The sequence below is a fragment of the Paenibacillus sp. FSL H7-0331 genome (genome assembly GCF_001956045.1).
This window is the reverse complement of record NZ_MRTH01000011.1, coordinates 235,466-250,024: the sequence shown is the minus strand read 5'-3', so window position 1 is coordinate 250,024 and position 14,559 is coordinate 235,466. Positions and strand designations below refer to the sequence as shown.

General features: G+C 45.9%; 13 protein-coding genes and 1 other annotated feature (1 of these 14 running past the window's edge). Of the genes, 3 read left to right on the top strand and 10 right to left on the bottom strand.

The genetic code is table 11. The annotated features are described in order from the left end of the window. Positions 1-193, bottom strand: a binding site (T-box leader) (it extends 35 nt beyond the left edge of the window). A 114-nt stretch (positions 194-307) separates the two neighbouring features. The 3 genes from BK127_RS18550 to BK127_RS43755 form a co-directional block, all read right to left on the bottom strand. Then, complete coding sequence (locus BK127_RS18550; RefSeq protein ID WP_179097528.1) at positions 308-2,752, bottom strand: S9 family peptidase; 2,445 nt, start codon at positions 2,750-2,752, stop codon at positions 308-310. Positions 2,753-2,931: 179 nt separating this feature from the next. After that, entirely contained in the window at positions 2,932-3,621 is a 690-nt protein-coding gene (locus tag BK127_RS18535) for a cupin domain-containing protein (protein WP_076232983.1), read from the bottom strand. 143 nt (positions 3,622-3,764) lie between these two features. Next, positions 3,765-3,941 carry a hypothetical protein gene (locus BK127_RS43755; RefSeq protein ID WP_179097527.1) on the bottom strand — a complete coding sequence of 59 codons (177 nt, stop codon included), beginning with the start codon at positions 3,939-3,941 and terminating at the stop codon, positions 3,765-3,767. A gap of 240 nt (positions 3,942-4,181) precedes the next feature. Here BK127_RS43755 and BK127_RS18530 point away from each other — a divergent pair, with 240 nt between their 5' ends. Beyond that, entirely contained in the window at positions 4,182-4,964 is a 783-nt protein-coding gene (locus tag BK127_RS18530; RefSeq protein ID WP_076232982.1) for an SDR family NAD(P)-dependent oxidoreductase, read from the top strand. An 88-nt stretch (positions 4,965-5,052) separates the two neighbouring features. Here the strand turns inward: BK127_RS18530 and BK127_RS18525 are convergent, their stop codons facing one another. Next, the gene (locus BK127_RS18525; protein WP_076232981.1) at positions 5,053-5,301 is read right to left on the bottom strand and encodes a YolD-like family protein; all 249 of its coding nucleotides are present in this window, start codon (positions 5,299-5,301) and stop codon (positions 5,053-5,055) included. Between the two features lie 239 nt (positions 5,302-5,540). Here BK127_RS18525 and BK127_RS18520 point away from each other — a divergent pair, with 239 nt between their 5' ends. Both BK127_RS18520 and BK127_RS43750 read left to right on the top strand, forming a co-directional pair. Further along, entirely contained in the window at positions 5,541-5,936 is a 396-nt protein-coding gene (locus tag BK127_RS18520; RefSeq protein WP_076232980.1) for a DUF948 domain-containing protein, read from the top strand. Between the two features lie 45 nt (positions 5,937-5,981). Beyond that, positions 5,982-6,137 carry a hypothetical protein gene (locus BK127_RS43750; protein ID WP_179097519.1) on the top strand — a complete coding sequence of 52 codons (156 nt, stop codon included), beginning with the start codon at positions 5,982-5,984 and terminating at the stop codon, positions 6,135-6,137. 46 nt (positions 6,138-6,183) lie between these two features. Here the strand turns inward: BK127_RS43750 and BK127_RS18515 are convergent, their stop codons facing one another. The 6 genes from BK127_RS18515 to BK127_RS18490 form a co-directional block, all read right to left on the bottom strand. Then, positions 6,184-6,795, bottom strand: coding sequence for an ABC transporter ATP-binding protein (locus BK127_RS18515; protein WP_076232979.1), 612 nt, complete (start codon positions 6,793-6,795; stop codon positions 6,184-6,186). After that, the gene (locus tag BK127_RS18510) at positions 6,785-7,711 is read right to left on the bottom strand and encodes an oligopeptide/dipeptide ABC transporter ATP-binding protein (protein ID WP_076232978.1); all 927 of its coding nucleotides are present in this window, start codon (positions 7,709-7,711) and stop codon (positions 6,785-6,787) included. The genes BK127_RS18515 and BK127_RS18510 overlap by 11 nt, the downstream gene beginning before the upstream one ends. A 78-nt stretch (positions 7,712-7,789) precedes the next feature. Continuing rightward, on the bottom strand, positions 7,790-8,653 hold the full coding sequence (locus BK127_RS18505; protein WP_076232977.1) for an ABC transporter permease: 864 nt from the start codon (positions 8,651-8,653) through the stop codon (positions 7,790-7,792). Further along, positions 8,650-9,669, bottom strand: coding sequence for an ABC transporter permease (locus BK127_RS18500; protein WP_083689394.1), 1,020 nt, complete (start codon positions 9,667-9,669; stop codon positions 8,650-8,652). Before BK127_RS18500 ends, BK127_RS18505 begins: the two co-directional genes overlap by 4 nt. Further along, positions 9,657-11,213, bottom strand: a complete 1,557-nt coding sequence (locus tag BK127_RS18495) for an ABC transporter substrate-binding protein (protein WP_372237361.1) — start codon at positions 11,211-11,213, stop codon at positions 9,657-9,659. Before BK127_RS18495 ends, BK127_RS18500 begins: the two co-directional genes overlap by 13 nt. Positions 11,214-11,499: 286 nt before the next feature. After that, complete coding sequence (locus tag BK127_RS18490; protein ID WP_076232975.1) at positions 11,500-14,544, bottom strand: type III restriction-modification system endonuclease; 3,045 nt, start codon at positions 14,542-14,544, stop codon at positions 11,500-11,502. Positions 14,545-14,559 lie beyond the last annotated feature (15 nt).

Below are 14,559 nucleotides of genomic sequence, written 5' to 3'. Positions count from 1 at the left end.
CTCTAAGTACTGGTCCTCTGTCACAAGGCCAATCACTCTGCTGATAACGGCAGTTACCGGATCCTCCTACTCGGTTGTGTTCGGAGGACCATTTCCCGAGTCCGCTTCATTCCAATCATCCGTACCGGATCTCACCTATTCCGGCTCACTGTGACTCTTTGTCTGGAATTACTGTCTCGTTCATTAATATTGGGATATCGTAAAAAATATACATTGTAGCAATAGCGTCAAACTGTCTAATCTCAAATTTGAATTATACATATTTATACATGAAGTATAACTGTATGTCAAGCCGTTATTCAGAGCTCTACTTGCTTAAGTGATTATCAAGGAATTTTAACATCGCCTGATAGAAGTCAACTCGATTGGTATATGTCTGGAAGCCATGACCTTCATCATTTTTAATCATATAAGGGGCGTCAATACCACGCTGACGTAGCGCCAATACGATCTGATCCGACTCGCTCTTCTTTACCCGTGGATCGTTGACGCCTTGAGCGAACATGATCGGTGTTTTAATTTGGTCGGCATGCAGCAAAGGCGATCTGTCCTCCATCTGCTTCTTATCCTTCTCAGGATCACCAACCTGCTTGTACAATTTTTGACGATCAGGCTCCCAGTAAGACGGCATCGTATTAAGGAAGGTGAACAGGCTGGAAGGCCCCATATAATCAATTCCGGCGGCATACAAATCAGGGGTAAACGTTACTCCCGCCAATGCTGCGTAGCCTCCGTATGACGCACCATAAATTGCGATTCGCTTCGGATCCGCATACCCTTGCTGTGTCAACCAGCTCACGCCATCGGTAATATCATCCTGCATCGATTTGCCCCATTGCTTGTCCCCAGCCAACTTGAATTCCTTACCGTAGCCTGTAGAGCCGCGGAAATTCATCTGCAGGACGCCGTAGCCACGATTAGCTAACAGTTGAACCTCACTATCGTATCCCCATGAATCACGTGCCCAAGGTCCACCATGTGGAAGGATGACAAAAGGCAAGTTGGTGCTACCGGTTTTGGGTAATGTCAAATAGCCATTGATTGTATACCCATCACGCGATCTGTAGGAAATCGGCTTCATTTCAGCCATCTGCTCTTCTTTGATCCATGGTTTGCTATCTGCGATTTTATCCAGTGTGTCTTTCTTGCGGTCATAGTAGTAATAGGCTCCCGGCGATTTGTCGCTGTAGGTTCTGAGCAGCACCTTCGTATCCGGCAGCGGATTACCCAAGATCTGGTACGATTGATTGGGAAGCTTATTTGCAATCATTACATTTAACCGCTCGTATTCCTTGTCTAGATACTCATAGTAGACTTTGTCCGTCTCATATTCAACGGCCAATATCGCTTCCTTCTGGTAGGAAATGATAATATTGGTCACATCGGCCTTCGGATTTTCATAAACGGTATCGCCCATTTCTTTGGTATTCATGTTGTACTTGACCAAGGCCAGCTTGTCCCTGCCAATATTAGATAAAGCAAACAGTTGGCTGTTATCAAACGAAAACATAATGGGAATGAAGGAATCTCCATAATTCAGCTTCAATATGGGTTTAAATGGCTGAGCAGGTGTCTCTCTGTACAGCATAGACGTATTAATACCATCTGTAGCCATGGCCACCCTGACTTCTCCATACAAGTCTGTAAGCCAACTGGTTACATTGCCAGGATTTTCAGCGACAATTTCCATTGCACCTGTTTTGACATTCAATCGATACACATCAAAGCGCTGCGAAGACCTTTCATTCATGCTGATTAAGATATCAAATTCATGGCCTCTCATGTAAGATAACGACTCCATGTATTGGGCTCGTACCTGATCAAAAGGGGTCAAGTCCTTTTCATCCGTCCCATCCGCATTTACTACGTGAATATGATGATCTTCCGTTCCGTACATATCGGTTATGTATAAAATTTTATCATTGCTAAACCACAAAAATCCAATGATATCTCGGTTGGTCAAGCTGGTGATACGTGTTTCCGAGGCTTCTTCCCCAGTTTTTTTCAAATAGATGTGTGTCTGGTTGTTGGCTGTCTTCAGGTAGGCCATCTTCTTACCATCAGGTGACGACTTGAAGCTGGACTGTGCAGATCCCCTCAGAAAATCATCAAGTGGTAATTCATTATCCTTCAACGTGACCGTTGAAATCGCTCTGCTGAGAAACAGGACAAGCTGTGCTCTGGTTACCTTGTTCTTCGGCATAAATTCCAGCTGCTCGGTGATAAAGTGTTGTTTGAGTCTGACGACATCGATAAAGTGACTATCGCCTATCGCCTTTTCGTCCTTGAACCATATGTTCATATGGTTATCCTTAAGCTGAAAAGCTCGTGCCAGCAAGCTTGCCATTTGCTCACGGGTTAATGGCTCCTCCGGACTAAATCGACCTTGATCGCCTTGTACGATGTCTTTTTCCTTCAAGGCATTAACTGCCATTGCGTAGGGACTTGAGGCTGGGACATCTGTGAATCCGTTCAAGCTGTTAGGCTGTCTAAGCTTTAAGGCTTTACTGAGCCACACGGCAGTGACACCGCGCGTAATTTCCACATCCGGTTGAAATAAGCCCTGCTCATTCCCTTCGATGATTCCGCTCTCTGTAAGCTTGGCTATTTCTTTACTTGCGTAATACTCGGCGGGAACATCCTTGTAATTGGTCGGTGCTGCATAAGCTTGACCACTTAACGGTCCCACAAGGGTCGATAGAAAGACTGTAATCAGACCCATAGATAAACATGCTGCCAATGAACGGATCATACGATACCCCTTTTGCAAAAACATATTTGAAAACATGTACATTATAATAAAATTTACACAATATTGATAGATTGTTTTATTATCTGGTAACCATTCAAACGAATAAATACCCTTAACATTTCCTTCGAAGTTGTTAAGGGATTATCATTTCTCTTATCTATAGCTACAGCTTCAATATCTCAATATGTTTGGCTTGGATAGGGCTGTGTGTAATAATACTGTTGCGCGGGAAGTTGATACCCGATTGGGTTGTGCTGCCCATGATTGGGTTGCGGCTGTTGGGTATAGGCTGGATAAGGCTGCGGTTTACCAGCCATGCTCCCTTGAACCTGAGAGGGGTTGCAGTCTCTCGGTGGGCCAATGAAGACTGAATCATTAATTGGGGCAAGCGTTTGTTTAACTGCAGCTTCATTCAAGCAATAGGTATGTGCCAGTACATTGGCAGGCGTTAATCTCAGAATGTCAGATCCCAGTATCACTTCAGGAACCGGTGCATCAAAGATCGCCAACAAATGAGTGTTATCAACCGAGGCAATTTCGTAATGCCACCAGCCTTGGGGGACATTGGCCACTTGACCTGGTGTTATCGGAAAATTGAGCAGATCATTGGTGAACGGATTGATTATTGAGACAATTGCTGCACCCGAGATACAATAAACAAGCTCTGCCGCATTTTGATGATAGTGAGGCTCAACTACATTACCAGCACTGAGAAAAATATCAAGCAGTGATGTATTCTCCAATGTATTCAGCTGCTTGTTGGACAGTACATTGATGTAGTTACGAGCATCCTTTCTAAAAAGCGTGCTATTATTTACGTCAAAGCTGAACTGTACGGATGGGGACTTGTAATCCATATATAAAGTCATTCAAGCTCCTGCCCTTCTCTAATTAAGTGAATGGTGACTTACTTATGTGGATAAGGTATGCAGATGCCTATAAGTAGGTGCAGATTAAACCGTATGTGATCAGATGAAGGCTCGCCAGTTTCTATATATAGGTCAGGTTCAGTTCAATCCCAGCATTTAGGAATTGTTTTAACCTTATTCGTTCTTGTAAGTAAACGCTGCAGTCGACTTTTTTTCTTCTTATCCGCCAGCATTTTTTTGGCAGCTTGCATCAGAATCATTTCCCTGAACTCATTGTTACGCTTCATACCTTTAAGCTCTTCAAAAAAAGTAGGTCTCATTGCGGTTCCCTCCTGTTGTGCTGGTTCTTCTAACGAATAGAACACATGTTCCCTTTCTGGATTATACACATAAACTCTCATTTAATCAATAACTATCGTCCCCAAAAAAGCGTCATCCAGCTTATCACCGGTTCTGTACGCCTTAAGAAACTAACCAATATTGACAATCATTTGACTCGCGTGCTACTTTTTATGAGAGTTTATTGTTGCTCAAATACATAGAGACTGGAGGTAACGATCATGGATTTGGGTTTAACCGGAAAAGTAGCACTCATCACAGGGGGCAGTAAGGGAATTGGACTTGGAACTGCCTTGGCACTGGCTGCTGAGGGAGCACGTGTAGCCATATGTGCACGCAATGAGGACGATCTGCGTACAGCAGCACAACAGATTGTGGAAAGAACCGGTGCAGAGGTGCTCTACATCCAAGTGGATATTACCTCTGAAGAGGACTGCAAAAAAGCTGTACAAGAAACTGTGGATCGCTTTGGCAGTTTGGATATTCTGGTGAATAACGCAGGAACGTCTGCAGCTCGTCCTTTTGAAGAAGTCGAATCTGAAGGCTGGGCTTATGATTTGGATTTAAAGCTATTCGGTGCAATTCATTGCTCCAAGGCAGCCATTCCCCATATGCGAAAAGCGGGAAAAGGCGCGATAATTAACATCTCTACCTCATCTGCCAAGACCCCTTCCGCTTCGTCTTTACCGACTACAGTCAGTCGTGCTGCCGGAATGGCTCTAACCAAAGCAATGAGTAAGGATCTGGCCTCTGCCAATATTCGAGTGAATGCCGTCTGCATCGGGATGATCCGGAGTGATCAAATCGAAAAGGGCTGGAAAAAGCAGCACCCTGAGCTGACTTGGGAGCAATTCTCAATGCATCCGAACCATCAAATTCCGATGGGTCGCATCGGCGAAACCGAAGAAGCGGCAAAAGTTATCACATTCCTGGTTTCAGACGCGGCTTCCTATGTAACGGGAACCTCGGTTAATGTGGATGGCGGCAAAGGCGCTGCGCTTTAAGCTCTGGCATATAATAGCAAAAACCTTCCATGACCGTACATAACGGAAGGAAGGTTTTTTCAGCATGGTTCACGATTCAGTTTACAATTCAATAGCGGGGATAATCCAACCTCATAACATCCAGAAAAGGAATCCATTTAAAGCCATCCTCCAGATTGACTCGTATTTGACGCTTTCTGGGGTCTAACTCCACAATAATCCCTACAACAGGCTCTTCCACGCCCCAGACGGTCAGCATGACCTGCTCCTTATTATCCTTGGCCTCTACAATCTGGTTTCCCAGGTCCTCGAGCTCGAATTCATCGCGTGTCGGTCTTTTTTGTTTCGCTTTTGCCACCACTCACATCTCCTCATAGCCCTGCAGCCCTAATCACTCTATATTACAGAACACCAACTATGTTATCAATGTTAATTTTTTGTGGTCAGTTCAGGTCGCATCCGCACATCATCAATAAAGCTGTGTCTGCTATGCTCAAATAGGTTCACTCCGGAACCTGCCATCTGCTGGATTAGCATTCATACTCCGAATAAATACGCCTGCCTGGACATAGGATAGGATTAAAAAGGAGTTGGACTATGGGCAACAAAGAAAGGAGCACGGATATGGCTATTGATATTAGCGTAGTTGCGGCAAGTGCGGCTTTTGTGACTCTGACTTTTTATCTGATTCGCATACTGCAAAAAGGAATGACGTCGCTAGACGAAACCAACAGGACCTTAGCTGAGGTACGAACAGCTGCCCATGATCTTACAGGAGAGGCCAAGCAGCTCATCCATACGGCCAACCAAATTTCCCGGGATGTAAAAGGCAAAATAAAAACGGTAGAGCCCCTGTTGGAATCGGCTCAGGATATGGGTGAAGCCCTGCACAGTGTAACCCATTCGGTTAAACAGGCTGCTGCCGTATTGGGAAATGAGCTGACACCCAAAAGTCAGGGTGCCAACAACAAGGTTCAAATTAAAGTCAGATAGTAAGAACGGAACATTGTGATAAGCTGAACCAACCAGGAGGTTTCCATGATCCCTACGATTCTTGTTCAAGTTGCACTCATCATCATCATTATCCGGTCTTTATATGTAGTGATTCAAAAAGCAAATTTACCGAGCAAATTTTGGCTTGATATTTTGTTCCATATCTCTGTGGCCCTTATCGCTCTACATTTTTTGTTATAGTCGGATTCTGAGCTACGACTCCGGTGTATAAGAAAACGAGTGCAGCTTATTCACCGGATTTCCCTTGCCAATGTATTACGCGAGTACACAGCCTTTGTATCAGACTGGGCTCATGACTGATCATCAGGATACCCAGGTTGCGACGCTCGGCAATGTCCATCACAGTATGCCAGATTTGCGCCTGTGTGATGGCATCGAGCATCGTGGTCATCTCGTCCGCGATCAAAAACCGCGTCTGCGGCCCCAAGGCTCTGGCCACACAAAATCGCTGAAGCTCTCCACCGGACAGCTCATTAGGCCAACGATCCAGCCACTCCTCCTCAATACCAAGCATGTGCAAAAATGCCGAGTCTGGCAGCCAGCCCTCCCGAATCGTCTGACGCATGCGCCAACGCGGATTGACAGCCTTTTCCGGGTGCTGGAACACCAACTGCACCGGCTGAACACCACTTGCTGTAAGCGGAGTTCCATCACAGGTGACACTGCCGGTCTGCGGTTTATCATAGCCGGCAAGCAGACGGGCAAGCGTAGTTTTACCGCTGCCGCTCGGTCCAACAAGACCGACCACTTCACCCTGCTTGATGCTGATATCAATCTCCTTGACAATCCATTCTCCCCGTCCATAGCGAAACCCAAGATTTTTTCCCTCAAGAAGCATGAATGCACCTCACTGAACCACCACGAATATGACGTGTCTCCGGACGTAGACGACTACACTCATCAGAGGCATGATCACATCGTGGAGCAAACAAACACCCTACTGCCAAGGACCCCGCAAGCGGTTGTGAACCAGGAATCGGCTTAAATTCATTTTGCGGAAGTGACTTCCATAATGCCTGTGTGTAAGGATGTCTAAGCTGCTCGCCACTCCCGCTAAAATCTGCTGCAAGAGCCATCTCTATGATCGTCCCCGCATACAATACCGCTACTTTATCCGCTACCTGCAAAGCCGATTCGATATCATGCGTGATTAACAGAATACCGCAGCCTTCGTCGGCAAGCTCTCTAAACTGGCGCAGTGTTTCCTTGGCAACATCCTGATGAAGCCCCGGTGTCGGCTCGTCTGCTATGATCAATCGGGCACCGCTAATCACAGCTGTGGATAGCAGAACGCGTCGCGCCATACCGCCTGAGAGTTGGAACGGGTACATCCGTTCCACATCGTCCGCTAATTGATAACGTGCAAACACTTTTCTTTGTGCATCCAACGACAACGTCTGCTGATCCACCGATGAACGCACCTGCTCTCCCACCCGCATAAGAGGATCGAGATAATTAACAGACTGAGGGACCAAAGCGATTTCCTTTCCTCGTAGAGCTACCTGCCTGGCAGCGTCCAATGGCTCTCCATTATAGCTCAGGGTACCCGTCACACTCGCATTTCCAGGAAGAATACCCATGATCGCATGAGCGAGCAAGCTTTTGCCAGAACCGCTGGAACCAACAACCGCAACGATCTCTCCTTCTCCAATCGAAAGCTGCAATTCATGAATGACCTCGGTTGTACGTTGACGCAAAACGCTTGTATAGCGGGTAAAAGCAATACTTAATTGGTCAATTTCAAGCAGTGCCAAACGTGACACCTCCTAAAAGTTTTCGTAGAAAACTTACTTCGCAAGTTTTATCTCGTTTTCCTATAAAGGGTCCCCTGCTTACTCCTGCGATTGGCGTGGGTCCACGAGTACACGTAATTGCTCGCCCACCCTATCAAACGAACGGACAACCAGCAGTAAACAGATACCAGGGAAAAATGCCAACCACCACATGCCAGTCGACAAATAGCGCATGGATTCGGATAAAATGATGCCTATAGCTGGCTGATGTGGCGATAGACCCAAACCGATAAAGGTAACTGCCGCTTCATGCAGAATAGCATGTGGAAATAGCAGCAATAATCCGACGAGCAGCTGCGGAAGCAAATGCGGGAATATATGACGGGACGCCACCCACAGGCGAGATTTACCAAGCTTACGAGAGATCAGTACATACTCGGCTGACCGAAGCTGCAGTACCTCCGCACGAATAATTCGCGCAAGGCTCGGCCAATGCGTGAAGGCAATTCCGATAATAATCCCCTTCATGCCACCACCAAACACGAAAGCTATCAGAATAAGCGAGACCAAATGCGGCACACTTAAAAACAAATCAATCAACCAAGAGACAATCGCGTCCGCAGTCCTTCCCATTGCAGCCGTCAGCCCGAGTATGGCGGCTATTAAACAGCTGCATGCAGAAGCAATAAAACCAACTTGAATACTTATGCCAAGCCCCATGACCGTTCGTGAGAACATATCTCTTCCCAACCAGTCTGTGCCGAACAAATGAGCGAATGATGGCGACAGGTTTCTGTTTTCCAAATGTGTATCCAATACCGCCGAATCTACCAAATAACCACCAAGCCAGGCACTCAAAATAAACAAAGAGACAAGTCCACTATAAACAAACGAACGCTTTCTGCTATTCATACGAATTTTAACAGGTGCACGGGATGTTGTGTCACTCCATGATCGACTCATCGGTTCCCTCCTGCGGCAAGCCTTGGATCCACTAACCGATAGATTAGATCTGCTACCGCATTACCGGTAAATACGAATAATGAGCTGCACAACACCATGCCCAGCAGCAGCGGTACATCGCCCCGCAGACCAGCTTCAACAGTCGCTTGTCCCAGCCCCGGATATGCAAATACTTGCTCTGCCAGAACAGCACCTCCAAACAGCTCACTGAAAGAGGTGAATTGTAAGGAAATCGCAGGAAGTGCGACATTTCGTAGTCCATGTCTCCAAAACAAACGAAAACCGGATTCCCCTCTCGCTCTCGCAAAGAGCACGTAGTCGCTTGTCAACACCTCATTCAGCTTTTGTCGTGTATGTAGAGCAATATTGGAAATGCCAACCACACTTAAGGTCAATGCCGGTAAAATCATATGCTGAACTCTATCGGCGAAAGTAACATCTTCGGCCAGCACACCTGCAGGCACGCCCAGACCGACCGGAAACCATCCTAGCCAGACTGCAAAAACAATCAATAACAATAACCCTAGCCAGAACGTTGGGGTAGAAGCCAAGGTATAACAGTACCATTTGATCAACCTGTCTATCCACTTATCCTTGTTCATAGCCGCAACTGTGCCAGCGACAAATCCGATCACACCTGACAACAACCACGATACGCCCATGAGCGCTACCGAGTTCATAAACCTTTCCCCAATGACTTCCACTACCGGAATCCGGTGGATCATCGATGTGCCCAAATCACCACGCAGCAGCGCCGAGCCCCAGCGCAGAAACCGCTCTACAGGAGGCTTATCCAACCCCCAATATTCGGCAATCAGCACACGCTGCTCAGGACTTACCTTCATAGCATCCGCGCCCACATAAGCTTGTATAGGATCAATAGGCGATTGCTCAACAAGCCAAAACGAAATCACACTGACAGCGAACAAAAGGGATAAAAGCCGAATCGCCTTCCGTCCCCAAAATGCTGCTGTACGGTTCTGCAGAATCCAACCCTGCTTCTCTATTCCTTCCATCTCCAATCTTCGATGTTATCAGTCACAGGCCAACCATGTCCATGTGGGTGAATCTTTTGCTTGCCTATATCGAGCTTATCCTTCACCAGGTACAAATGATCGACATTCACGAGCCATGCCCAGGACGCGTCTCCTTTGGCACTTGAGCCGGTTTTACCATCCCACTGCGACTTCTTCCAGTTATCCCACGCCGCTTCCTCCGTTCTTGCCAGCATCGCTTTATTCATCCATTCATCTACGGTCGGGTTGCTGTAATAACCTGTATTGTAATAATCAGCACCTTTATATTTACTGCTGTACAAATTATACATTTCCAGAGGGTCACGACTGCCCCAGCCAAACATCACGGCGTTTGAATACATCATTTTTCCGATGTCATCCCAGCTTTTACCCTCGACATTGATCTTGATCCCAATAGGCTTGATCATATCAGCGGCAGCCAGTGCAAGTGATTGCCGGGAAACATCACCTGAAGGATACACCAATGAAAATTGCGCTTTTAAAGCATCCTTTTCAACAATGCCATCCCCATCTGAATCCTTCCAACCCCCATCTGCTAACAGCTTCTTCGCCTCGTTCACATTGGCATCAGCGAATACCGTTTCAGGGTTCCACCAAGGTAAGCCATCATTCACTGTATAAGCGGGTGAACCGTAGCCTTCGAGCACCCCTGTAACGAGTGCTTTTCTGTCCAAGGCAACATTAATTGCTTTACGAATGGATAGATCTGCCGTCACGTCATTACCAACGGCAATGCCTTCCTTCGTTTTTTGTCCGGATTTTACATAAGGAAACATAATGCCGCGGTTATCTACGGTTTTTAGCGCTTCAAGACGCATACCCTCAATCTTTTGCTTGCTAAATGCTGATGGAATATAGGATACATCCACTTTTCCTGCCTTTGCAGCCGCAAACGAAGCGTCTTCATTTAGAAATAAAAATGTTATTTTTTTGAAAAATGGCTTCTTCCCGTAATACTCAGTGTTCGCCTCAACAATGACCTGCTGTCCTTTGTCCCATTGAACCAGCTTAAAAGGACCTGAGCCAACCGGATGGCTTGCGTAATCCTTGCCGTATGCATGCTTCGGCACAATTCCTGTTGAAACGAGCAAAGAAATGAAAGTTGATTGTGGTTCTTTAAGCTTGAACGTTACGGTAGCTTCATCCATAGCCTTAACACTTTCCATATTGGTCAAATCGATGGCTGTACCGCTTTTGGCTGCTGTTTCAAAAGTGAATTGCACGTCTTCAGCGGTTAGCGGCTTGCCATCTGAAAATTTGGTGTCCTTGCGCAGCTTCACGGTCCAGGTTTTGCCGTCACTGCTAATTTCATATCCGGTGGCCAGATCATTCTCAATCTTCATTTCGCTATTCCTATTAAGCAGCGTGCTTTGGAACAATGGCGAGCCGTAACGACCCCAGCCTGTAGTAGGATCGAATCCGCCCTCCGGCTCCGCACCAACGGATAGAATGAGTTGATCCTTAGCGTTACTTGTTGGGATGGCGGCCTTTTCTTTGGTATTGGACATACAGCCAGATACCATCATGCAACCTGCAAGCAGTACCATCCCCATCCATTTACTTGTCTTCAGTTTCACATCAAACACTCCTTGTCCTTATGGTTCTTTATATGTATCGTGTTACGAACTTCATAAATTGTAACACACTTTTGGAATAAGGGCACTCTTTTTTCAGTCAAAGCTCACATAAACTCACGGTGTTCCTCACATAGAAAAACATCTCACGCCCTGATACAGGTGAATGAGATGTTAGTTATATGATAGTATTCAGTTTTTGTTGGTTAAGCTGTCTTTATTTTATAAGCTTTTCTTATCTAATGAGCTCCAGCAGCATCTCATAATGATCAACGACCTCATACTTGAAGTGCGCGGTATTAATCTTCTCAAAATGTTTTCGGGCACATTGGATCTTGGCATTCTCTGTCCCTCTGATGTCCATAGAGCTCATGGAACCCTTGGTCTCGGCTACCAGGTACATCACCTTCGACACCCCTTTGTTAAACACGATCGCCCAATCCGGATTGTAATCGCCAACAGGCGTTGGTATGAAAAAACCTTTAGGCAGCTTGGCAAAGACGCAAACTTCCTTGCTGACATCCAGCTCTTGGGCAAACTTTTTTTCAATCTCCGAATCGGTAACGATATAATCATAAATGTGACGATTCACTGACATTGCATTGAGACCAGCTTGTCCGCTCTTTGGATTCATCGTGAAGATAGCGGAATCAAAGGTTTCATTAACTACATCATACGTAATCTGTTTAATAATTGCTGTCGCCTTTTGTTCATTGATCAGCCTTGATGCCCGGATTATAAACGCCTCTGGATTTTTTCTGAACAAAAGAAACGTCTCAGGCTGGATACCCCTTATCATGTTCACAATCGTTTTCCGGGTCAGCCTTGTTTCGTTAACGAGCTTACCGATCAGATCATATTTAACCTGTGACGCAGTGCGGGGTTCAACCGTTTGTGTGTAGGTTTCGTGAAGCTCAAAGCCCTCGCCTATCTGCAGCTGCTCTTTGGAGCGAATCGCTCCTAGCCCGCCATGCTCAACCCGGTAATAGGCCTCAGGAACAGTAAGCTTTGTATCCAATTCATACACACATTGCTGAACAAGCTCTGCTGAATCAAAATTTACCGTATACGTGGTCTTATAGCGAATTCGATTCCATAGCTCCTGAAACTCTGGTGTATAGAAATTAGGACTCAGCTGCAATTGTTTGATATTGTTTGTGCGATCATTGTTGATCCAATCGGCCGGGAGATCTGAATAAATCGTCGCCACCCAATCCATAACAGCTTGCTGGAATGCATGAAACTCTTCCGGAAGCACAACAATTTTATTCGCTGCAGCCTCATAATAATCGTGGGTAAGCTCATCGTCATCATTGATGTAGTTACTTCTGATGAATGATTTGTTCAGCCTTTTGGCAAGTGATTCATCAATTTGCAGGGTTTCACCAAGATCATTAATCAATAAATGACCGAGGAAAAATGAAACATCTGCTTTCTGCGGCCTGTCCGACAGGATTGAGGCAATTTCACTCTGAAGCTGTCGGGCAAACGAATCGTACGATTCACTGGCGACAATCGTCAATACATTGATATCATGAACATCGATCCCTGGCATCGAAGCATCTATACGATCACCATATTGGTTGACGCACAGCCTCAAGCCCCGGCCAACCTCCTGGCGTTTTTTCATCATGGAATCACTGTGCTTTAATGTGCATATTTGAAACACATTCGGATTGTCCCAACCTTCCTTGAGCGCTGAGTGAGAAAAAATAAACCGGGTCGGTTCCTTGAAACTGAGGAGCCTTTCCTTATCCTTCATAATGAGATCATAGGCATCGGCATCATCCGAATCGGTTTCTCTAGCCGCTACCTTGGAATCGACGAACCTGCTGCTTTTTTTATCAATCGAAAAGTAGCCTTTATGCGTCTGCTGCACCCGAATGCTGTCAAGATATTGGATATATAGCTGCTGATCCGTATGTTTAACCTCATCACTCATGACGTTAGAATATTCCTCTTCAAAAATCCGCATATAAGCGCCGCTGACTTCCTTACCATCCGAGTCATACTGACGATACTTGGCAACCTCATCGATAAAAAACAAAGACAGCACCTTAATTCCCTGATGAAACAGCACCCGTTCCTTTTCAAAATGGGATTTGATCGTTTCACGGATCTGGATTCTTCTGAAGCTCAATTCATCGATATCTCCCAGAACCTCTCCTGCGGACAGAGTTATCCCGTTCGTAAAGCTAATTGTGCTGCGGACTCCGTTGATCTCGGTTAGGGTGTATCCTTTGTAAACTTCAAGGTTGTTGGACAGTCGGTAAAGATCATCGCCAGCCTTCATCCTGCGAGTTACCCGCTTCGAGCCCGTTTTGGTTTTCTGTTCCAACTCTATCCTCACAGCGGGTGCCTGCTTGTGACTCAGATCCAGACCTTCCACATACACATAAGCTTCAGTTCCGGCCATACCTTTAACGGAAATGCCTTTGACGTTGATTTTTTTGACAAGCTTTCTGTTATAAGCATCCAACGCATCCAAACGATAGATTTTGTTAAATTCCTGATCCTTCCGATGAGTTGCCGAATATCTCACCGTAAACAGCGGCTTAAATTCCTTCAACCCTTCCTTTGTCTTTTCCCCTTCGACTGATTGTGGCTCGTCGATGATCAGTATCGGATGGGTTGAGGCTATAACGTCTATCGGTCTCCTGGATTGGAACTCGTCGAGCTCCATATGAATTCTTCTCGCATCCTTCCCCCTTGCAGCGAAAGCTTGCGAATTAATAATCATCACATTGATACCGGGATCACTCGCAAAGCTTTCGATTTGGTGAAGCTGCCTGGAGTTGTATATAAAATAGCGGGCCTTTTTCCCGTACTCAGCCATAAAATGATCTTCCGTAAGCTGGAATGTTTTAAATACACCCTCGCGAATCGCTATTGAGGGAATGACGATAATGAACTTGCTCCAGCCATACTTTTTATTAAGCTCAAACATCGATTTGATGTAGGTATACGTTTTACCTGTACCCGTCTCCATCTCAATCGTCAGATTGTATTGACCTTCAAGCTTACCTGAGGGCTTGAGACCGCGATGAATCTGCACTTTTTGGATATTGGCCAGAACCTGCGGAGGCATCAGCTCGATCTGATTATTTTTAATTCCTGTATACGGGGTAGCTTGGGTCTCCCACATCATCTGCTCGATCGCAGGCTGTTTTCCCGGATCCAAGGTAAATCGGGACACAACGATCGGCTGTCCATCAAAACAGTCTACCACACACTGTACAGCATCCGTCTGGAATTGCTGATGTTTGAACTTAAGCTTCACGCTTCACTCACCTGC